Origin of the sequence: Algoriphagus sp. 4150, assembly GCF_031457395.1 — a bacterium.
GTDB lineage: Bacteria > Bacteroidota > Bacteroidia > Cytophagales > Cyclobacteriaceae > Algoriphagus.
Genome location: NZ_JAVDWS010000001.1, coordinates 18435 through 39222, shown reverse-complemented (window position 1 = coordinate 39222; position 20788 = coordinate 18435). Strand labels below are relative to the sequence as shown.

Genomic DNA, 20788 nt, shown 5'->3' with positions numbered 1-20788 from the left:
ACTCGCTTTTTTTATTGCCTATTTTGGAAAGGATGTAAGAACAACAAGTGAACATAAGAATGAGTATCAATCACTCCTTCTTCATCACCAAATGCCCCAAAGCTGGGATCATTCACTAGCCTATCCATTTAAGTCTGGATAATATCTCTGAGATCCTGCTTAATATGTAGATAGTTTCGTTGAACGATGGTATTATCCAACTTTCGGATGTCAAGGATAGGCACATAGTTATCCTACTCCTTTTTTATCGCAGATGTCTGTGAGATCAATAAACCGCTCACTTTCCATATCGCACGGCACACATTTGCCACAACAATCACTCTAGCCAATGGAGTCCCTATTGAAACCGTATCAAAAATGCCAGGGCACAAATCCCTAAAGTAAACGCAGCATTACGCCAAAATTCTGGATGCGACGATAAGTTTTGACATGAAGGCTCTAAGGGAGAAATTACAATGAAATCGGGACTGATTTCTTTTTTTACTGAAACGGCTGAAACCCGTAAATGAATCTTAAATTGAACAACAACAATGGATAATAAAATCGAAATATACCAAGGACCAAATGGCCAGACTCAAATTGAGGTAAGATTTGAGAATGAAACTACCTGGTTAACCAACAGCCAGTTAGTAGAGCTTTTTAAATCGAGTAAAGCAAACATCAGTGAACATATCAAAAACATCTTCGAATCGGAGAAGCTAGAAAAGACTCAACTGTTCGGGATTTCCGAACAGTTCAAATGGAAGGTAAAAGAGCTGTAGAAAGAGATAAAGCACATTATAGCCTAAATGTGATAATTGCTGTCAGTTGGCGGCTGAATTCAAAATAGGTACTTCAGTCAATGGGCAACCCAACGACTCAAAGATTTCCTTGTCTAAGGCTATAAGTTCAATGAGGCAAGACTATCCTAGAACAAGGAAATCACCCAGACAAAATTAATTAAGTATAATTCTGTAATGAAATCATAAAAAGAATAAATTGTTCATAATTTTGTATTGTTCACGAAGAATGAACAAGTTATATTTGTGAACATGGAAGAGCGAGAAATTATAGAGACAGCATTAGCCAACCTAAACAGGACTCTGATGGTACAAGGATACTGGGATGGATTAAACCACAGAGAGTTGGACGCCTACATAACCTTATACTTGCCCGAAAGACCAATCACGTTTGAAGCAGAGGTGAAATATGAAATAAGGGAAAGTATTCTCAGGAATCTTAAACTTTTGGCAGAAGAAAATTCTAATTTCTTGTTGATAGCCTATAGACTGTACCCGAAGTACAAGAAGTTGCTCCAGGAAATGGGCATCAACTATCTAGAAGCCAATGGTAATGTATTTATTAAAAAACAAGGCACCTTTATCTTGATTAATCAATACCCTCTGCTTAAAGAACCGGAAAAAGAAGCCAACAGAGCAATTACCAAGACAGGACTCAGGGTGTTTTTTCAACTTTTGGTAAGCAACGAAAATCTATTTAAGACCCAAAGAGATTTGGCCGAACAAGCAGGAGTAGCCTTAGGAAATATTCCTTTGGTGCTAAAAGGTCTAAAGACTTTAGGGCTTTTGCTTAAAAAAAATGACTTAGGATATCAATGGGCTAATAAAGATGAAGCTGTGGACCAGTGGATTACCGGATACCGAGATACCCTTAAGGCAGCCCTATACCAAGGCAGGTATAGGCTTCCAAAAGACAGACTCTGGACAGAGATCCATCTCCCAACCCCAAAAACACGCTGGGGCGGTGAACCTGGCGCAGACCTTCTGACTAATTACCTCAGACCGGAAAAATTCATATTATTCACTGACCTCAAAAAAACAGAATTTATCAAGGCAACCCGCCTGATGCCCGATCCAAATGGAGAAATTGCAGTTTATGAAACCTTCTGGGAAAAAGGGAACGAAAAAGAAGGGTGTGCCCCTCCACTTCTAGTTTATGCCGACCTAATCATCAATGGAGACAAAAGAAGCCTTGAAACTGCCAAACTTATTTATGAAGAATATCTCACAGAGCTATAAAGAACTGGGGCTTCCCCATTTCAAGGAAGTGTTTGATTTGCTTGATGAGACATTCAAGTCAAGAGGAATTCCATATTATCTACTTGGAGCCACTGCTATTTCTTTGGAACTATTAAAAGATGGGATAAAACCTTCAAGAGGCACAAAGGACATTGATTTCGCCATCATGATAAGCTCTATAGCAGCGTATGAGCAATTTACCAGAGAGCTTGAAGGCAGAGGATTCGTAAAAGTAGCCGCTCCATGGACCTTCAGACATCCTCAATATGATGTTGTCGTAGATATTCTCCCATTTGGAGAAATTGAAGAAAACTACACCGAGAATTTTAACGAAAGGCATACCGACCTACATGTCCTTGGTTTTAAAGAAGTCATGTCTAGGCCAACACAAGTAGAAATAGAAAACATCCTAGTTAATATTCCAACGTTACCGGGTATGATTATTTTAAAATTGGTTGCTTGGTCAGACCGTCCTGAAGAAAGAGAAAATGACTTAAATGACATTCTAATGATCATTTCGCAGGGTTACTGGCTAATGAATGACTCAATAATTGATGATCACTCAGATCTGTTGGAACTTTTAGGGAACGATGGTAAAATCAGCCAACGAATTGTTGCTTCGCGAGTATTGGGAAGAGAAGCAGCCAAATTCCTGCAAATTTCAAACAAACTGAAGGAGCGAATTCTTGGTGTAATTGAACAAAATATCAAAGACCAATATCAATCAGCCATAGCAAAAGATTGGGCCGTAAAACTAGATCAATCCATTGATCATACCCTTTCCATATTAGAATCATTTTTGATCGGAATCAAAGAACGCATTTAAGTTTTAGACTTGCTTTTACTACCGCAGATTCTAAAAGCAAATAGCTGGATAAATGCTTGATCTCAAGCCGCTTTCTGAGTATATACTGGCGTACTGCTAATCTGGATTTGTTCAATTGAAAGCGTTGGTGTACTCTCTGTGAGGCTAAGTCCATTAACTATCTATTTATACTTTATAGGCATCTACCCCTTCCTTATAACCAAATGCCTCTGCGCCGGATCATTTACCAGCCTATCCATTTCAGCCAGAATGATATCCTTTATATCCTGCTTAATCTGTAGATAGTTTCTCTGTACAATAGTATTGTCCAGCTTACGGATTTCAGGGATTGACTGATAGTTATTTTGCTCCTTTTTCAATGCTTTATGGTTGTTGATTATTTCAGAATGAAAAGCTTTCATCGTCAGCTTGCAGTCCGGATTATCCGCCACCATTCCTACAACCTCACCTGATGAAATCGAGCTTGCCTACCGTCAGGCAGACATGATCCCGTACCTACGGGATCACACACTGAGATGATTATCCCACACGTGAGATTCCATGTGGCCTTTAAAAAACAAATTAAACACATGAAAGTGATGAAACTGTGGAAGGCGGGACAGCAGATTCCAGTTGTTTTGATTTGCTGATGGAGGTATCGGCACTGTTGATCGAAAGACTCTGTCTGTCCTACATAATCTTCCCTATCCTGTCTGACAATTGCTTTGCCGAGTCCCCGGTCACCTGCCCGGAAACAATGTTCCCGACTATGCCCATAATCACATCTGAAAGCTCTCTCCCATATTTATATAACCCAGGCACTTCCCGTCTCTCAAATCAGGCAGCACCCTTTTCTATCAATCACATCCAATCTCCCCTCTGATCCGGGCAACTGTCAACCTGCATCTTTTTCTTCCATATAAGCTTCCAGCTTATCCCTACACGCATCCAAAAAAACTGTCCTGTTTTTCTTCCGGGATTTGATCTGAAGAAATATCCTGTAACAGTCTTTCAGCTCCGTTCCAAATACCTCACCGAAGACCAACACCAGATCCGATAAATTCACACTTCCCTTATTTATAACAGAAGCGGTCTTCAGAGCATAGACCAGTTCTACCAACTCAACCTTGCTGCCTGTCCACTGCAAAACAGGCAGCGGATCCTTCCGTCTTGATTTTTGATTTGGCATCCTTATACCGGAATGATCCATTGCCGCCAAATAATTCATCAGACGGATCATTGCTTTGAGCCGGGCAAAATGAAGGGTGTAAACCGTGCAAAACCTGGTATCCAGCGTCTGATGTACCAAATCGGGATAGATCAGGGGCGCTTCTGAGTTCCTGAGAAAGTATACCCTGTCCAGATATGTCTTCTCCATCACCAGATAATTGTTCAAGGAAGCGTAGCGCTGGATATACTCCTGGATATCATCCATTTTTTCGCCATAATAGGAAGTCTGTGTACTCCTTTTGTTTTTAGGCCTGTCAGATTCAATAAGGAAGAGTTCTGAATAAAAGATAGATTGGGACAAGAGTGCCGTCATCCATATTTTAAAAAATTCGATTTCTTCATCCTCGCTTTTAAAGTGATAGCCACTGAGAATTTCCTTCAGTTGATCAATAGTTTTGTCGATCAGGTTAAACGAGGACTCTATCATCAGGAGGCCGTTATCATTTCCCAACGGAAATTGATCCAGTTTAAGCTGAAGCTTTTCCATCAGGTCTTTGGCAAACTCATTGCAGTTCATCGTAGCTGTATGTTTACCTGTTTCTCAATGCCATCGTATCGTATGGTATCCTCCAGCGACCAGGCTACAGCACCTGCCACCTGATATTCCAACTGCGAGACCAACTCCCGTTCTATCCCGTTCTTCCTGACAACCGTGTTGGCCAAGTGGGTGAATTCCTCTAGAATATCACTGTGTATCCTCAACACTGCATCACGGGATTGATGCTCACTGAATTTTTTATGGTGCATTTTCAACAGCACCAGATTGTGGAAGTCGTTCAACTGCTTTTCCTTTTCAAAAGAAAAAAGGTCATTGGTGAGATAAATAAGTTTGGAAGCGCTCTCTTTGAGCCCGGTCACTGATTTAAAAGCCTTCCGGGTATCGGAATACGGATGGTTCAGACCTAAAGGGATCAATGCAATGGAAAGGTTCCCCCCTGAGAATAGCGGCCGTTCATACTTATATCTTTCCAAACTTGGTATAGCTTGATTATCCCGGTTTTCAGCCTCCCAGCGGTTGGAGGCCAGATAAATTTCCACCTCTCTTTTTAACATACTGATGTAGTCGGAGTCAACCTGTGCCAACTCTCCGATGGTACTCCATAGATCCGCAAAGCCATCACAAAATGCCTGTATCCTGATGGTATAGGAACGGGTTGGCAGCCCATTCAGTATACTGACTATGCCCCCTTCTATTTCTTGCCAGACCTTGACCTTCATACCGTCCGGCACCCTGTCCGAAAAATCATCCATTGCAAACAACAGTATGTACAGCCTTGAAATCCAGAATATACTTTTCCATTCCGCATCGGGATACAATCTGGCAGGCAGCCAGGTAAAGTGCATCTTTGAATAGCGCTCTACTTCTCTGCTGTCCCAGATCACTTTATGGATCACTGATGCCCACACAAGTGTATCTGCATCAAGTTTTTTGACTGCCTGATGGACTTTTGATTCAAAGGGATAGCGCAGAAACTGTCTTAATTTGGCTACCATCACCTCCATCTTGTTGGCATAGTGCTGCCGCTCATTATCCCTTGCAATTGTCTTGATATTTACGCCCAGCAGACCTGCCAGTGACACCTGTGTAATGAGGGATTCAAAACCGGGATATCTTTTATTCAAAAGACTCCGTGCCTCCTTGTAAGGCAATCTGCGAATGGCCATCCATTCTTCCTCCTTGTGTCTTGCCAGACGGTACAGCTCTTCAGAAATACCAGTAAAATGGGGATGCCTATCCAATATTATACTTTCATTTTTATAGCTCAGTCTTGAAAAGGTACAATCCTGAATTACCCGGAGTTCAAACCTGCTGGCCACTTGCTGGGCATAGGAATCCATTTCCATGCAGATATCCCCTTCCACATATAGCCTTATGAGCGCACCCTGCAGGTATTTACCCACTATACCTTTGAGGATCAACCTTGATTCGATCTCCGTATGACCCGGGGCAAGAATTACATCATTCCGCTTTTTTGTGCCTAATTCAACGTACGGCCTGAGTTCTTCATAGGCCGATTCTGGCATTTTCTTTAAATGGTCCAGCACCGGCTTCAGTGCCACCGGTGACCATTCCTCTTTCTTATTCATAACCAATTCATTTAGATTAAAAATTTCCCCCAAAGCTGTCTCATATATGATCAGACAGGGGGGATTCTGAAGGTCATCTTGGATAGCCAATCCTTTGCAATACAGCGCCTTTCCTTTCAGAAACAATAAACTAACAAGTATAATATAGAATCTATGAATTCAGAAATGCAAGAATATCTTCGATTTTTTGTGCTAAAACATGCAAAATCAGGACATTGTCCATAAAAAAAATAATTTTTCACACCTTGTGAATTTTAAATTTTTCAATCCGCGAGTTTTGATTCATCAATCCGGTATAAAAAATCATGGACAAATCAGACAGCATAATTTCATTAATCCTGGTGCTGCTATGGACCTATACCGGCTTGGACAAACTTATCCGCTGGGAGTCCAGCCGTAAGGCATTCCATAACCAGACCTTTCCTGCGGAGCTGGCGGAAATACTGGCTTATGCAATACCAATGGCAGAGTTGCTGATTGCCCTGCTCCTGCTCTTTTCAGTCACGAGATGGTGGGGATATCTCTCAAGCATCCTCCTCCTTTCCATCTTCACTACTTATGTAGGCTTGATCTGGGTGGGAGCTTTTCCAAGAGTGCCGTGCAACTGCGCGGGGATCTTAGAGAGTCTAGGGTGGGCAGAACACTTCTGGATGAATCTGGGGTTTATCGGGGTGGCGGTGTGGGGGATGGTAGCAAGTGATCACAAAGAGAAAAGAGGTTAAGGGTTAATAGGTTAAAGGTTAAAAGATTAAGGGTTAAAGGTTAAGGGGCACAGAGAGACACGGAGGGAATGAGAGATACACAGAGAGATTGGAGGTTGGAAGCTGGAGGTTAAGAGGTTAAAAGTTAATCTGCTAGTTGGTTACCGGAATTCAGAATGGTCAGGCTGAGCGAAGTCGAAGCCTAGCAGGGGAATATAGGTTAAGAGATTAAAGGTTAAGGGGAGTTGGGTGTCGGATGACGGGTGTTGGGTGATAGTTAAAGGTTAAGGGTTAAAAGGTTAAGGAGCACAGAGATTCACAGAGGGAATGAGAGATACACTGAGAGATTGGATGTTGGAAGCTGGAGGTTAAGAGGTTAAAAGTTAATCTGCTAGTTGGCTACTGGAATTCAGAATGGTCAGACTGAGCGAAGTCGAAGCATAATAGAGGAATATAGGTTAAAGGTTAACCTGTACCCTGTGGGAAGAGAATTTAGATTGATTTATTGCTCAAATCCGGCAGAAACAAAGCAATGCCGTAGGCATGTCAGATTTTATACTTGTCCGCCGTGGCGGAGCACCGGGTTTTAACCCGGCGTAAAAAAGACCAAAAGGCCATTGCCTCGGATATGAGATACAGTTATATGAAGAAGGTTTGTCCCGAGGTGGTCATTAGAGTCGGTAAAGTGTCGGATTAGAAATCCTACGAGAGGATTACAAATCCCGAACAGCTAAGTAAAGGCAGTCAGGAGACTGCATTATCCACCGCACGAGTCTGGAGACTTGCGCGAGCTGATTGAATGATTTCCAAAATCTGGCAGAAATGAAGCAATGCCGTAGGCATGGCAGATTTGTAGCCTAGGGTTTTAACCCTAGGTTGAATAAGGAAACAAGGCCATTTCCCTCGGACATGAGGTATAGTGATAAGACGGAGGCTTCTCCCGAGGAGATCTGCAGAGTTTGTGAATTATCGGATTAGAAATCCTACGATAACAGCGCAACACTTATCGGGAGTCGAGCAGCAAGTAGAATTTGAATTGTAAAGTTTACCTATCAACTAAAGGCAGTCAGGAGACTGCATTATCCACCGCACAAGTCATGAGACTTGCGCGAGCTGAGTCTCTGATTCTTTGAGGATTTAAATTATCCGATTGGAAATCCTAAGGGAAGAGCCCGGCAGTGTCTGGCATTTACGGCCTTTACCAATACCCGGCAAAAAAGCCCAAGGCGGATGCCTCAGGCTTTTAACAGGTTGTTAAGCTTTAATTGATATAGAAACATTGTGCTTCTATGGAACAAATTTACCCAATAAACCTGATTAAGCACTAAATGCTAATCAAACATGAAATAAAAACGGGCAGGGACATTGGTCAGATCCCCACCCAAAAAATAGCATTACCGGAGGATCATTTCTCTTACCGGCTTGGGCTAAGAGACAAGCCAACGCCGATGAACCTCCGCAGGGAGATGCCGAAAACCCTTGAACAGAGTAGGCATTTTAACCACGTCCCGAGAGAATGCATTACTGTTTCCTCTCGGAACCCCAAACGGTTTCCCTGTTTTTGAACTGTTAAAAAACAGGACATTATATGAAGAAGCTCGAGGGCAAATTGCCCCTAATAGCCTTTGTAGTAGCTGCCTTCGCGGCAGTTGCGTTTACAGGACCGAAAGAGGACGAACAACAAGAACGATGGGCCATTATAGATGGTGAATTTGAAAATGTCACTCAAGCAGTGGCAAACGGTCAGTATGATTGTGACAGCGCACCTGATGGCTATTGCCTTTATGATGCTGAAAACGGAAACCCGGTAAGTCCTATCAGAACCATGTATGTTCCACTCTAGTGTCAAACCAAGTTCAAAATAAAGATAGCCCCATAGAAATTCTATGGGGCTATCTTTATCAATCATTTCTTTGATTCTGGGAAATTGGATTCATTGAAATCTCATTGTCAGGTATAGGGTATATATATTTATCACTTGCCGGATCAAGGAAAAAATACTCTCCTTGATAGATTCGCTCAATTGTTTTATGCATGCCAGGTTCTTTATTAAGCCTTTTCAGATCAGCCCATCTAATCCCCCTTAATACCAGTGATTTCCTTCTTTCTGCCAGTACTGCTGTCAAAGCATCCGGCACATTGTCGGCTACCAACGGCTCAAATGATCCTTCTTGCCAGCGGGTTTGTAGTAAGTGGTTTAAAACCTCCATGCCTTTATCTGTTTGGTTTATTCTAATGTAGGATTCTGCAAGAATCAAATATATTTCATCCAAAGCAATCCCATTGAACCCTCTAAAACCGCTGGAATAACTTCCCCTGAAAGTTGATTTATTACCTTCTGAAAGTCGATCAAAATACAGGTGCTTCCGGAGATCTTCTTTTTGATATGAATCAATGAGTTCTTCCGATATAATAGTCGTCGGTAACCTAATATAGGAATAGGATATCATCAAGGAATGAAAGATTACCTCGGAATTAAATTGTGGAAAAGGATACCTAACTGTTGAATCCAAGCTATTGTAGTTTAAAAGTTCTCCTCCAAAATCAATGCATTGTTTTGCTTTATCAATCGCCTTTTCATAATCACCCATTTCAAGATATATCCTCGCCAGTAAACCTGTAACCGACTGTTTGCTAGGTCTAGTCGGGTACTCCCTAGGCAAATCCGGCAGAAGGATTAATGCTTCTGCCAAATCTTCTATAACCTGACGAAAACTTGCCTCTACAGTGGACCGTTCTACCTCCATCTTTCCTGTCGAACTTAGCCTTAGTGGTATTCCCAAATCCGATGAGGAAGTCATTGGATCATATGCCTTTGAAAATATCCTTAATAAATCATAGTAAGAATAGGCTCTAAAATATAATGCGGATCCTTTTATGGTTTCCCATGAAGCCCTATCGGCGTTTGTTGTTGAAATAGCTTCCAACTGCTCCAATACGATGTTGGCATAGAGAATAGCGGTATAATTGGAACTCCATTCGCTGAATCCCAATCCTTCCAAAATATCCTCTTTCCACAGATAGGAATTCCCTTCGACAATAGGATTGGAAAGTGCATCAAGAGCCCCGTCCTCAATGTAAATATCGTCTGTACCAATATCGCTGATCCCTGAGTAGACATTCATCCTATTTCCGTTGTCCAACAGGGCTTGAAGGTCTGTCAATGTAGAGGGTACCACAATCGCCTTTTCAGGCTTTGCATCCAGAAAATCGCCACAGCTTGATTCAGCCATACAGCATGCGATAACCAGTAAGTAGAGTATCGGTTTATTTTTCATGTTTTTAAAATTGATTTCTTATGGCCACATGTCATCTTGCATGGAAAATAACCTTCCCTGCCCATGTGTTTATAGTTTTCAATTGTTGTGATTTTTCTGTTTTCAAAATCTGATGTTCATTCCAACCGCAAGACTCCGCAAAGGCCTCATCGATCTAAAATCCGGATCCAAGGGATCTTTAGTAGCTTTCCATAGCATTGCCACGTTATCAGCAAATGCATAAAAATCCACCTGTCGGACAGGTAACCAGATACTTTTTGACCTGTCTAGCAGGTAGGACACACGAACATCCTGAAGCCGGATATGGTCTCCTTTTTCCACCAGGTTGGACCCTGAACTGACCAGTCTGTTTCTGTTGTTGTTATTGGTTTCAGGCATCGACGGCACCTCTGTATGCTGTTCATCACCCGGTTGTTGCCATCGTTCTGAGAAGTCAGAATGGCTGATCCTTCCCGCCAACACTTCCCCATAATTGACAGTTTGTCTTCTATAGTAATAGCCCATTCGATAAGTGACATTCACTGAGAAGCTGAAGTTCTTCCATTCAAAATTATTCGTAAGGGCTCCAAAGAAAGTAGGCCTGGAGGGACCATGGTACAGAAGATCCTCAGCCGTAAGTGTAGAAAATATGGCAGCATAATCAGATGAAGATTCACCGTTCAGATATCCCAAAGGATTTCCTGATGCGGGATCCAATCCTGCAAAAGGAATACTATAGATAGCAAAAAGAGGCTTCCCTTCTACCGGGACAGTTCTGATAGCTCCTTCCAGGTAATCATATATCGAGGTTTCCCGGCCATAGCTACTCACTTGCTCTCTTACGTGGCTTAAAAGCAAACGCGTGTTCCACTTCAGCGCTCCCTGGAGATTCGCAGATACTAATTCCAAATCAATTCCATTTGTTTTTGAATCCGCAAAATTTCCCCGAAAATTGGGTACACCCAGAGATGGGGGAACGGAAGAATCCCCAATCAAATCTGTACCTTTTTTTTGATAAAACTCAAGAGACATCCGCAACCGGGAGTCTTGAGTCTCCACGTCCAAACCCACATTGAAAATCCCTATCCGCTCCCATCTCAAGTCGGGATTCGGCGGATTGACAATATCCGCATAAGGAAGGCCGGGAACCATCCCAAAGGGGTCGGAAAAAAACCTCCCTGTGGTATATGCAGAAATAGATCTGTCTATATTCCCATTATAGCCGTAAGTCGCCCTTAATCTCACAAACGGCATATAAGTGAAATCTGCAAACTTTTCCCCGCTGATGATCCAAGAGCCTCCTATTGACCAAAGCGGTACTGCTCTCTGATTGGCATCCACACCAAATAGATTGGAAGCATCCCGCCTTGCACTGCCTGTAAAAGTATATTTCTGACTCAGCGTATACGAAGCATTGACAAATCCTGAAATAAAACGGTCGATGGTGCCCGTATGCCCATCCCCGAATGGAATGCTGCTTAAACTATTATTATGAAACCGCCTATAGGTATTTTTGGTATCCACCGGCATGTTGATCCCAAGTTCGTCATTGTAACCGTAGTACCGGGTCATGCTTGATATAGCCGACAGATCCTTTATTTCAAATCCGCCCATCACCTGTAGATCCGAGCGAGGTGAAAAATCTCTTGAGTAAGAAGCCTGAGCCCTGAAGTTATGACTGGAAGAAGTTCCTCCCTGATAATCCAGAATATCTCCCGCAGGAATGTTATGGATGATATTACCCTCTTCATCGTATTGGGAAAACTGGTTGATGAGATCACGGACAAAAAAACTGTTCTGATTTCGAAGATTTCTACCCACTGAGTTGTTTGTCCAATATTGGTGGGAGACGCCGAATTTGAGATCCGGAAGGATCTGATAAGAGAGTCCGATATTCAATCTCAGATCCGAAGCCTGTCTTCGGTTTCCCAAATTTCCGAGCTCATCAAGCGGATAATAGTTCCAGTCCAGCAGAGCCTTCACTTCCTCGCTTTCAATATACCTGCGGCTGTAGGTTTTGTTTACCGGAAGATGGTTCCCTTCACCATCTGCCAGTAGGTCGTAACTATACAGTGAAGGAATCTCTGTATCCCCGACCACATGTGAACCTGCTACATACACTCCCAAATCCACCTCCAGCCTATTACGGTCAAATTTCCACTGATTTCTGGCATTCAGGGTGTACCTGTTGTTGTGGTTTCCCTCCACAGCAGTCTGCACCTGATCATAACCCATAGAAACAAAATAGCTGGAATTGGCTCCTCCTCCGTTAACTGAAAGAGCATATTGCTGAGCCAATGAAGAAGTATAGAAATACCGCTGCAAATCTCTTCTAGAATCCTGCTGCCTATAAGAATCAAGACGGTTATCCGCTTCAGCCCCGGTGAGCGCTCCATCACGCAGGGCGATAAGCGTTTCTACCACCGGAGAGAGTACTGTTTTATTGTTGGATCGTTCGGCACTGTTATAATATCCTCTTTCAAAAAGCATCCGCTCTACCCCGACCATTTCCGCACTTGTCATCTGCGGATCATAAAACAAATCCGGTGATTCTGTGCGGTTGAAATTCATATTGAGGGAAACCTGCATGGGCTGGTTGATTTTCCCTCCTTTAGTCGTAATCACGATCACCCCATTCCCTGCTCTTGCCCCCCATATGGATGCCGCAGCAGCATCTTTGAGAACGGTAACACTTTCCACATCATTAGGATTGATATTCTCTATAGGTCCATCATAGGGGAAATTGTCTACTACAATCAAGGGCATGGTATTGGCAAAAATGGTCCCTCTTCCCCGAATGCTAATCGGATCATTTGCCGAAGCTGATCTATTGAATACCAATCCGGGGGTAATGTCCTGCAATCTATCCAGGGTATTGGTACTGACACGCCGGTCTACCAGCTCCTGATTTAGGAAAGCAAAGGATCCTGTGGTCCGCTCTTTGGGTAGCTTTTCGTATCCTGTAGAGACTACCTCCACCTCACCAAGCCCAACCTCCAATGGAGTCAGGATGATATGAAGCTCATCAGTGAGAGGAAACCGTACCCTATAGTCAATTTTCTCAAACCCTATAAATGATACCTCCAAAAGGGTATCAGATGAAGTGAGCTGAAGTTCAAACCGGCCATCTTCATCCGTAATTGTTCCAAGGCTGCTCCCTTTGACACGGATATTCGCTCCGGGAAGCGGCAATTTATCCTGTGCTGCATACACGCCCCCTATTACCGTAGCTGCATTTTGGGCATCTGCCGTGCCTGACAGAAGTGCAACTACCAATGAAATCAATAAACTTACATACGTTTTCATAGCTAAATGCTTTTTAGAGGACATCGGAGAATTCCATTTCAAGTGCTTCTTCTATCAGGCTGATCATGGAATCCCTGTCACGGTTGAATCCGGAAAGCCTGAGGATCTGACCGTCTCTACCCAGTAGGATAAATGAAGGATAGCTTTGGATACCATAGCTGTAAAGAGCCCCAAAGCCTTCTTCCAGTAGGAATAAATTTTCGGAATCGACAGAACTGTAGGTACCGATACTGCTTTTCCAGCGGTCTATATCCTTATCCGCCGAAACTGACACCATCTCAAACCTCTGCTCCCCGTCAAAATAAGTCTCCAACGGCGCTATGATTTCCTGATAGGTACTATAGCATGCACCACAGCCGGATATCCAGAACTCCACCAATACAACTTTGTCTTTCCAGTGATTCAGCGGAACCTTGGTTCCATCAGCAGCTAGGAATTTTACTGGAGCAATCCGGGTCCCTACGGATCTGGCGGACTTCACTGCCTGAAGGTTATTATGCACCAGGGAATCAGAAACCATAGCAATCCCTTTTTCCAATTGGGTGTCAAAATCACCCAGGGCTTTTCCTTTTCTCAAAAAATAGGACTCTATCAATATATCCCGGGAATAGCCTTTTTCAACCCTGCTGATCCATTGGAGCGGTGCGGTATTTTCATAAATCCACTTCGCTTCAGCCAACCCTATCCAGAAATCCACCCCACCGCCAGTAACCAAACTTTCATCAAATCCTTTCATATAGTGAGCGGTAAGCATATCCAACAGGTGTGTTGCCTTTGCATCCCCAGCCGGATCGGAATGGCCATCAAGTATTCTGCCCAGCTTTCTGGATAATTTGGCATAATACTTCCCCAGAATATCTGCACGGTAGAGCAGGAGTCGGTCTTCAGGGATGTCATCTCTATATACCTCCAGCTGCTTATCAATCTTCTGAACCAAAACGGAATCTGATATTCTCTTATCCAAAACATCCATCTGCTCCCTTCCTTTCTCAACCACTTGAAGAAACCTCCCAAACAGCTTACCGGCTGAATGAAGCTTGGCATCCGTACCCCCGTTTGAGAGATACCGGGACCGGTCTTCGACCACGATCAGTTGCGCAGGAGTGAATTCATAATTGTCCAGGAGGGTAGCCAGCACCTGCTGTAGCTCAGCTCCCCGGCCTTGGGGTCCTGCGAACAGGGTTTCTGATCTGGCTGTATTGTACCGGATTAGTATAGAATCTCCCGGAAAGGCCAAAATGGGAGGCATCACCTTGTGATCTCCTAAGTTTAAACCGATGTATTCCGGCTTGGCGATAGATTCGACTATAGTATTGGAAGCTGCTGAAATAGTCGGCAACATACCACGGAAGAAATCCGGTGAAACGGTTTCAAGAATATGGGATTCGGCTTCTTCCTTCTCAAAACCAAGCCCATTGTAGCGGCTCCATCTGGATAAAACCAGTGGTTCATCCGGAAGACTTCCCTCTATTTCGATATAAATCCACACCTTATCCTCGGAGGCGGCCGGGTTCTCCACAGCTCTCTTATTAGTAGTCCTATCAACTCCGATGGACAGAGTATCGGGACGGATTGCTCCGCCCCGATGGGAGTCTCCCGGATCAGGGGAGACGCTGGGGCGCGACCTATGAAGAAAATCCGCCCCGGGTGAATCGGCAACTTGTGCTGTCGTGGTGCTTGTGGGTACGCATAGGTATCCCAGTAAGCAGATGAGTATTGTTTTTTTCATGCTTTTAGTGTTTATGCTGGAAGACGGGAGACGGAAGTAGGGTGACCGATGTGAGTACCGTCATTGCGAGGACGAAGGACGAAGCAATCTCAAAAGCGAAGTACTAATCTCCATGAGATTGCCGCGTCAAGCCACACTCCTATCGTCGTGTACCTTTCCTCGCAATGACGTCTCCGAACAAGACATAGTAATCCCACCTCGCCCCAACCGACCAACCAGCAAAATGAATAATATGATGTACCGTATATGTAGTAGCCGATCTGCTCAGAGGCGCGCGCTGCCTCCTTTCTCGGCCAGAACCTGGAATATGCATTAGCAAATCTACTGCGGGCTAAAGTTGCTTTATAATCAGTCGCTTCGCTGCTGTTTTCGAATTCACCATAGCGGTGCTATGCCTCATTCTCCAAACAGCCTGATTCTCTTGCAACTTGAACCCTCGCTACGAAAGCCAATGCAAAGTCCAGGTTTACCGGAACCCTTAGATAGGATTCTTGGGCTTCAGGGGATACAGGCGATCTACCGCGGCGATGCCGTGTTCCTCTGGAAGGATGTAATAGATTCCGATAGGTATCGGAAGAGAACAAACTGACCCGCTTACCACCAGAGCATACCCTCCCACCCTGTGGATCCTACAGGATACTGTCTGCAACAGAAAAGGAAGTAAATCAATCATGCTCGTTTTCATTAGTAATGAAAAATGGTAAAACGAGTCTTTGAAGATTGAGGGGAAGCTATGACGGGGCTCCTATCAACCGCATCGCAGGGTTCCGACACCTCATGAAACGGAATATCGATAGGTGCCCACAGTCATAGCTATGCAAATATAGCATAACAAGACTATGAGCAGTTACCTACCGTCTCGTTCATGATAACAAAGGTCGGAATTTGCGATCGAGACTCTTAAGTAATTGCTCTTTTAGTATTCCAAGAAATTGACTCTTAGAACTCTGATGATCTAAATCTCTACAAATAAAATTTATCAAACAAGAAAAAGTTTACTTTTTAGAGTAAACTTTTTTATCCCTTCGGGGATGGGAAAATTAGAAGGTATAACTCATCAGCAAGCAAAAAAGCGCTTGTTACAATTAATCAAAAAGGCTGGAATGTCATATTTAGGGTTTGAAGTCCTACTAGGATATACCAGTGGTGGGAAGTATATAAGCGCCATTATGAATGGAAATAAACTAGTAACTAACTCAATGATCAATTGCGTTACCGAAAAATTTGGCTTTGAGGAAGGTGATTTTAAAAACCTCGAATTAGAATTTGATGAAATCAAAATCAATAATACTTTAGAGCAATTTGAAAAAGATAACATTAAGACTGATGACTCAAAATTCTATGAAACTGAAAATCAAACGAAATCAGCTATCAAACTACTGATTAAACAAGGTTTTTTTGAAGAAAAAAGAAAAACTAATGACATCCTTGAAAAATTGAAAGAATTGGGATTATACTACACTAGCAACGACCTTTCCAGAGATTTAGCAAATATTGTCACGCAGGAAATTCTTGCAGCTGAGAAAACAATAAACATACGAAAAGATGGCTCTCTTGGAAATAAAAAGGTAAAAGAATATTGGGCACCTTAAAGCCAAGCAACTTTAAAAGAACCGATGGAATAGCTTTGCATCTTACATGGGTAAAGATGACCAATCTCGAAAATACCGAAATAGTCTGGATCGGAGATATGCGGTGACTGCGGAGGGGAAGAAGGTGTTTTGATTTTGGCCATAAAATGTCAAACGATGCTTATATTAGCACATGGACTCATTTAGACTCAGCATTTTTGATTTGTTTGGAGCAATTATTCCGGGAATCCCTATGCTGATTCTTATAATAAGCCTATTTAATCAATCACCAACCAATATTCTAAACTTGATTGAGAGAACAGAAAACCTTTCTCTTAGCACTTCTCTTCTCGCACTTCTTTTCGCCTATTTGATTGGTTTTTCCACTCAATACTTGTCCTATGAAGTTTTTAAGCATCTTGTTCCACTTTGGGGCAAAAAAAGAACAAAAGGTTTTCCTGTCAGTTTTGGAAAAAGGGGCGAAGAAGTCTCATTGATAAGAGAAAAAGCTCCTGAAAATTACAAAGTACTGAATACGTTTTTTGCACACAGAACCATGTGCTATAATGGATTCTTTTCTCTTCTTCTTTTTGGTATTGGAATCCCAATTTCGAACTTCATTAAGGGAGGGCTTTCTGTAGATGTCGTTGGATTAACGCTTGTATCCTTAATATTTTCGTTTATACTTCTTAGAAGAGCAGTTAGCTTTCATGAATGGAGCCATGATCTGATTACTGATTCTATCTTTGTCATTAAGAAAATGAAAAAACATTGACTGACTCACCAATCTACCTTGACTACGCCTCCACCACCCCACTAGACCCCCGTGTTTTTGAGGCAATGACACCTTACTTTTTGGAGGATTTCGGAAATGCTGCCAGCACTACGCATACCTATGGAGAAAGAGCTGCTAAAGCGGTCAAGGAATCCAGACAACTTATCGCTGATGCGATAAATGCATTACCGGAAGAAATGCATTTTACTTCCGGTGCTACAGAGGCGATCAATCTGGCACTAAAGGGCGCGTTCTTTACCCACGGGCATCAAAAGCCTCATATTATAACTTCACAAACAGAACATAAAGCAGTTCTTGACACCTGTGCTTACTTAGAGGAAATTGGAGCGGAAGTAACCTACCTGCCAGTTGATACGGATGGCTTAATTGATTTGGCGCAGCTTGAATCAAGTATAAGAAAAGACACGCTTTTGGTAAGTATTATGATTGCCAATAATGAAACGGGGGTGCTTCAAGAAATTAAAGAAATCGGAAGAATATGCCATTCAAAAGGAGTCTTGTTTTTCACTGATGCTACCCAAGCTTTTGGAAAAGTACCTATTGAAGTTTTAAATACTTCAATAGATATGCTTTGCTTTAGCGCCCATAAGATTTATGGCCCCAAAGGAATTGGTGGACTGTATGTTAAAAAGGGGATACAGCTTACTCCACAAATTCATGGAGGTGGTCATGAATTTGGACTACGATCCGGGACGTTGAACGTCCCAGGAATAGTTGGCTTAGCGAAAGCAACCCAGCTTTGCCTAGAAGACATGGAAGAAACTTATTGGAGACTCAAAAATATCAGAGATGAATTTGAATCAGAGTTGGAGATAGCGGGAAAAATTAAGGTAAACGGGAAGAATGCACCAAGACTCCCTCACTTCAGTAATTTCCAGTTACTAAATGAAGAAGCAGAATCTTTTATTCTACGCAACCGAAATAAAATAGCTGTGGCACAAGGCTCAGCCTGTAATTCGGCTTTAATTCAGCCGTCGCATGTTCTTAAGGCTATGGGGTTGAATGATAGAGAAGCAGAGAATTCGATAAGGGTTTGTTGGGGAATAATTGGAAAAAACCCAATAACGATCTCCAAATTATTTAAATGAAGAATAATTTATACGTATATACTTTTTTAGGTTCTACTAGTAAAAAGATAATAACATCGGTCTTCATTAACATTTAGGTGATTCGTTCACCTGTCTTAAGTCTTGGTAAATAAGTAAATTAGTGCTTTTGGTATAATTGCAGATAATCAATATTTTTATAAAGTATTTAAATTGTGCAAATATCACCCCATTTATATATCTTTTTACTTTTGATCATTTCTCTAGTGAGAACTATCTTTCCGAGCAATGTGTCTGAATTTGGAGTTGCTTCTAACTCAAATACAGAATGGTAGTTTTTAATAAGATTAAATACCTCGTTATGCTTTTTACTGTTTTTTTCAAAATATTGCCAACTTAATTTCATAGAATTAAACTCCATCCTATCTAAATTATTAATCAACGCAGTAATATTATGTGCTAGTTCCTTTTTCTCCCTTTTGAATTTAGCATTAACTTTTTCAGCATAAAAATTTCTCAAACAAGACTTTAAATCAGAAATCTGTGTAACATATTGGGAATGTAATTCGCTCAAGAAATCATCTAGCATCTTTACAGAAAATTTATCATCTAACCAAAAAAGTAAAATCAGTAAATCTACTGAATCCTTAATATGTCCTATTTGCTGATAATTAAAAAATGTAGAAAAATAATCTTTTGCTGGATAATCGTCAGTATAAAAAAAAATTTTGTTCTCATTCATTCTACTTAAATAAAGAGCATGCGCTGTAGAACATAATTCACCATTTGTTCGTTTATTATATTTAGTTAATTCAGCAATTTTGTTGAAATAATCACTTCCCAAATCACGAAATAATTCTTGATTATTATTCTTTTTCCCTCGAAAAAAAGATAGTTTCTGGTCAATATCCTTCCTCACTTGACGTAATTCAAGTTTATTAGAATATTTATCCATTTCCAAATTCAAAATTCTATTGTACACATTGTCTCGAATTTCACTAAAAACTATATCATTTATGTGAATCTCAAGAGAACTCAATTTTTTTAAAAGAGAATCATCATTATCAATATAAATTAGGTTTATTACTGTACAGGCATCTAATAAACAGCATATATTATTCATAGATCTAATCCTTATGCCAAATAATCTCTTCCTTATATTCTTCAAACACATTCATATCTATCGGGCTTTTCTCGTCCATATCAGAAAGCTCAAGAAGTAAAGAAAGCGATTCATTAAATTGTCTAAGAGAGGCACTCCCTTGCTCACGAATTATTCTATCAATTACATTTTCCTCAAATGGAAAAAAGGGATTTTCATCTTCCCCCTCTCTGAAATAACTAAGTAAATGAATTAAATAATCTTTAAAAACTTTCCCTGAAGGTAGATCAAAGCTAATTCTCTCTTTTATTCTAGACCTAACACTATCATAAACATATTGACCTAAATCCTCAACTGAAATTAAAGCTGACTGAGTTAAATTTAAAAATAATAATAAATTATTAGGTACGCTATCCAAAATTTCACGGATATAATTATTTATTTTATCAATGTTTGTATTATTCAATACTGCAATATCTTCAAACTCATCTATCCAAATAATAATACAAGAAAACACCTCTTTATTAAACGTCAAACAAGAAAATAAACCAGCGATTACCGCAGAGTAATCACTATCATCTCTTAACACTCTTAATATACCAGAAGCGCTCAAGCCTTTAAATTCACTTGAATTCATATTTCCATACAAATATTTCTTAACCTCCAAATATGGAATAGAAGAATTAAATATTGCCTTAATTACATTTTGAATATGAATATTCGAACCAATTGATTCTATAAATTTATCTAAATCCCCTTCTTTTCCTGCGAATTTCTCTCTAATATCCTCGATATTAAGTTTATCAATAATTGCTATGTATATACTATACACAGGCTCCTTACCTTTAGGTAAAGAAATCACCATAGAATAGGGGATAGATTTTTGAGCTTTTGAAGCCAATCCAGACAAAACCTCAGATTTGGAGAAATATCTAGCTGCGTGAGTTTTCCCACTTCCATACTCTCCCCAATTAAGGACTAATGTTGAATTAGGAATTCTTATACTTCTCTCAATTCTCCTTTCAAATTTAACTTTAATTTCCTCAAAACCAGCCCAAACCAGCTCCTTAGGGTTAGTAGCAGGAGTAAGACGGAATGGATTAGTTGTAAGTTTGTATTTTTGATTGAATTCAGTCATA

Annotated in this window: 17 protein-coding genes and 1 pseudogene; 9 read left to right on the top strand and 9 right to left on the bottom strand. The window is 41.3% G+C overall.

Features of this window, described 5'->3' with window-relative positions; translation table 11 throughout:
* Positions 1-231: 231 nt before the first annotated feature.
* The 4 genes and pseudogenes from J2X69_RS00185 to J2X69_RS00170 form a co-directional block, all read left to right on the top strand.
* A pseudogene (locus tag J2X69_RS00185) lies at positions 232-459 on the top strand (tyrosine-type recombinase/integrase); the annotation flags it as partial.
* Positions 460-530: 71 nt separating this feature from the next.
* Positions 531-761: a hypothetical protein gene (locus J2X69_RS00180; RefSeq protein ID WP_310096652.1), complete on the top strand. Its 231-nt coding sequence runs from the start codon at positions 531-533 to the stop codon at positions 759-761.
* Between the two features lie 270 nt (positions 762-1031).
* A complete protein-coding gene (locus J2X69_RS00175; RefSeq protein WP_310096650.1) occupies positions 1032-2018 on the top strand; it encodes a type IV toxin-antitoxin system AbiEi family antitoxin in 987 nt (328 codons plus the stop codon).
* Positions 1954-2844, top strand: coding sequence for a hypothetical protein (locus tag J2X69_RS00170; protein WP_310096647.1), 891 nt, complete (start codon positions 1954-1956; stop codon positions 2842-2844). The genes J2X69_RS00175 and J2X69_RS00170 overlap by 65 nt, the downstream gene beginning before the upstream one ends.
* A 182-nt stretch (positions 2845-3026) precedes the next feature.
* Here the strand turns inward: J2X69_RS00170 and J2X69_RS00165 are convergent, their stop codons facing one another.
* The 3 genes from J2X69_RS00165 to J2X69_RS00155 form a co-directional block, all read right to left on the bottom strand.
* Entirely contained in the window at positions 3027-3245 is a 219-nt protein-coding gene (locus J2X69_RS00165; RefSeq protein ID WP_310096645.1) for a hypothetical protein, read from the bottom strand.
* Positions 3246-3718: 473 nt separating this feature from the next.
* Positions 3719-4570, bottom strand: coding sequence for an RteC domain-containing protein (locus tag J2X69_RS00160; RefSeq protein WP_310096643.1), 852 nt, complete (start codon positions 4568-4570; stop codon positions 3719-3721).
* Entirely contained in the window at positions 4567-6141 is a 1575-nt protein-coding gene (locus J2X69_RS00155) for a terpene synthase family protein (protein WP_310096640.1), read from the bottom strand. Before J2X69_RS00155 ends, J2X69_RS00160 begins: the two co-directional genes overlap by 4 nt.
* Before the next feature lie 305 nt (positions 6142-6446).
* Here J2X69_RS00155 and J2X69_RS00150 point away from each other — a divergent pair, with 305 nt between their 5' ends.
* Both J2X69_RS00150 and J2X69_RS00145 read left to right on the top strand, forming a co-directional pair.
* Positions 6447-6863 (top strand): MauE/DoxX family redox-associated membrane protein, encoded by a 417-nt coding sequence (locus J2X69_RS00150; protein ID WP_310096638.1) that lies wholly within the window; start codon positions 6447-6449, stop codon positions 6861-6863.
* A 1567-nt stretch (positions 6864-8430) separates the two neighbouring features.
* Entirely contained in the window at positions 8431-8685 is a 255-nt protein-coding gene (locus J2X69_RS00145) for a DUF6520 family protein (RefSeq protein WP_310096635.1), read from the top strand.
* A gap of 58 nt (positions 8686-8743) precedes the next feature.
* Here J2X69_RS00145 and J2X69_RS00140 read toward each other — a convergent pair whose 3' ends face one another.
* The 4 genes from J2X69_RS00140 to J2X69_RS00125 form a co-directional block, all read right to left on the bottom strand.
* Entirely contained in the window at positions 8744-10120 is a 1377-nt protein-coding gene (locus J2X69_RS00140; protein WP_310096633.1) for a RagB/SusD family nutrient uptake outer membrane protein, read from the bottom strand.
* Positions 10121-10222: 102 nt separating this feature from the next.
* On the bottom strand, positions 10223-13405 hold the full coding sequence (locus tag J2X69_RS00135) for a SusC/RagA family TonB-linked outer membrane protein (protein ID WP_310096631.1): 3183 nt from the start codon (positions 13403-13405) through the stop codon (positions 10223-10225).
* 13 nt (positions 13406-13418) lie between these two features.
* Entirely contained in the window at positions 13419-15134 is a 1716-nt protein-coding gene (locus J2X69_RS00130; protein WP_310096629.1) for a thioredoxin family protein, read from the bottom strand.
* 478 nt (positions 15135-15612) lie between these two features.
* Positions 15613-15819, bottom strand: coding sequence for a hypothetical protein (locus J2X69_RS00125; RefSeq protein ID WP_310096627.1), 207 nt, complete (start codon positions 15817-15819; stop codon positions 15613-15615).
* A 346-nt stretch (positions 15820-16165) separates the two neighbouring features.
* Between J2X69_RS00125 and J2X69_RS00120 the strand changes: the two genes are divergently transcribed.
* From J2X69_RS00120 to J2X69_RS00110, 3 genes are all read left to right on the top strand, one after another.
* Positions 16166-16726, top strand: a complete 561-nt coding sequence (locus tag J2X69_RS00120) for a hypothetical protein (RefSeq protein WP_310096625.1) — start codon at positions 16166-16168, stop codon at positions 16724-16726.
* Between the two features lie 172 nt (positions 16727-16898).
* A complete protein-coding gene (locus J2X69_RS00115) occupies positions 16899-17480 on the top strand; it encodes a hypothetical protein (RefSeq protein WP_310096623.1) in 582 nt (193 codons plus the stop codon).
* Positions 17477-18589, top strand: a complete 1113-nt coding sequence (locus tag J2X69_RS00110; protein WP_310096621.1) for a cysteine desulfurase family protein — start codon at positions 17477-17479, stop codon at positions 18587-18589. Before J2X69_RS00115 ends, J2X69_RS00110 begins: the two co-directional genes overlap by 4 nt.
* Before the next feature lie 166 nt (positions 18590-18755).
* On the opposite strand, the gene J2X69_RS00105 is transcribed toward J2X69_RS00110, so the two are convergent.
* The gene (locus J2X69_RS00105; protein WP_310096619.1) at positions 18756-19670 is read right to left on the bottom strand and encodes a hypothetical protein; all 915 of its coding nucleotides are present in this window, start codon (positions 19668-19670) and stop codon (positions 18756-18758) included.
* 4 nt (positions 19671-19674) lie between these two features.
* Entirely contained in the window at positions 19675-20787 is a 1113-nt protein-coding gene (locus J2X69_RS00100; RefSeq protein WP_310096617.1) for a hypothetical protein, read from the bottom strand.
* Position 20788 lies beyond the last annotated feature (1 nt).

Coding starts and splice junctions, on each gene's coding strand:
- J2X69_RS00105 (WP_310096619.1), bottom strand. CDS start 19,670: ATGAATAATATATGCTGTTTATTAGATGCCTGTACAGTAATAAACCTA.
- J2X69_RS00160 (WP_310096643.1), bottom strand. CDS start 4,570: ATGAACTGCAATGAGTTTGCCAAAGACCTGATGGAAAAGCTTCAGCTT.
- J2X69_RS00150 (WP_310096638.1), top strand. CDS start 6,447: ATGGACAAATCAGACAGCATAATTTCATTAATCCTGGTGCTGCTATGG.
- J2X69_RS00115 (WP_310096623.1), top strand. CDS start 16,899: ATGGACTCATTTAGACTCAGCATTTTTGATTTGTTTGGAGCAATTATT.
- J2X69_RS00165 (WP_310096645.1), bottom strand. CDS start 3,245: ATGAAAGCTTTTCATTCTGAAATAATCAACAACCATAAAGCATTGAAA.
- J2X69_RS00145 (WP_310096635.1), top strand. CDS start 8,431: ATGAAGAAGCTCGAGGGCAAATTGCCCCTAATAGCCTTTGTAGTAGCT.
- J2X69_RS00120 (WP_310096625.1), top strand. CDS start 16,166: ATGGGAAAATTAGAAGGTATAACTCATCAGCAAGCAAAAAAGCGCTTG.
- J2X69_RS00155 (WP_310096640.1), bottom strand. CDS start 6,141: ATGAATAAGAAAGAGGAATGGTCACCGGTGGCACTGAAGCCGGTGCTG.
- J2X69_RS00130 (WP_310096629.1), bottom strand. CDS start 15,134: ATGAAAAAAACAATACTCATCTGCTTACTGGGATACCTATGCGTACCC.
- J2X69_RS00125 (WP_310096627.1), bottom strand. CDS start 15,819: ATGAAAACGAGCATGATTGATTTACTTCCTTTTCTGTTGCAGACAGTA.
- J2X69_RS00135 (WP_310096631.1), bottom strand. CDS start 13,405: ATGAAAACGTATGTAAGTTTATTGATTTCATTGGTAGTTGCACTTCTG.
- J2X69_RS00180 (WP_310096652.1), top strand. CDS start 531: ATGGATAATAAAATCGAAATATACCAAGGACCAAATGGCCAGACTCAA.
- J2X69_RS00100 (WP_310096617.1), bottom strand. CDS start 20,787: ATGACTGAATTCAATCAAAAATACAAACTTACAACTAATCCATTCCGT.
- J2X69_RS00140 (WP_310096633.1), bottom strand. CDS start 10,120: ATGAAAAATAAACCGATACTCTACTTACTGGTTATCGCATGCTGTATG.
- J2X69_RS00175 (WP_310096650.1), top strand. CDS start 1,032: ATGGAAGAGCGAGAAATTATAGAGACAGCATTAGCCAACCTAAACAGG.
- J2X69_RS00170 (WP_310096647.1), top strand. CDS start 1,954: ATGGAGACAAAAGAAGCCTTGAAACTGCCAAACTTATTTATGAAGAAT.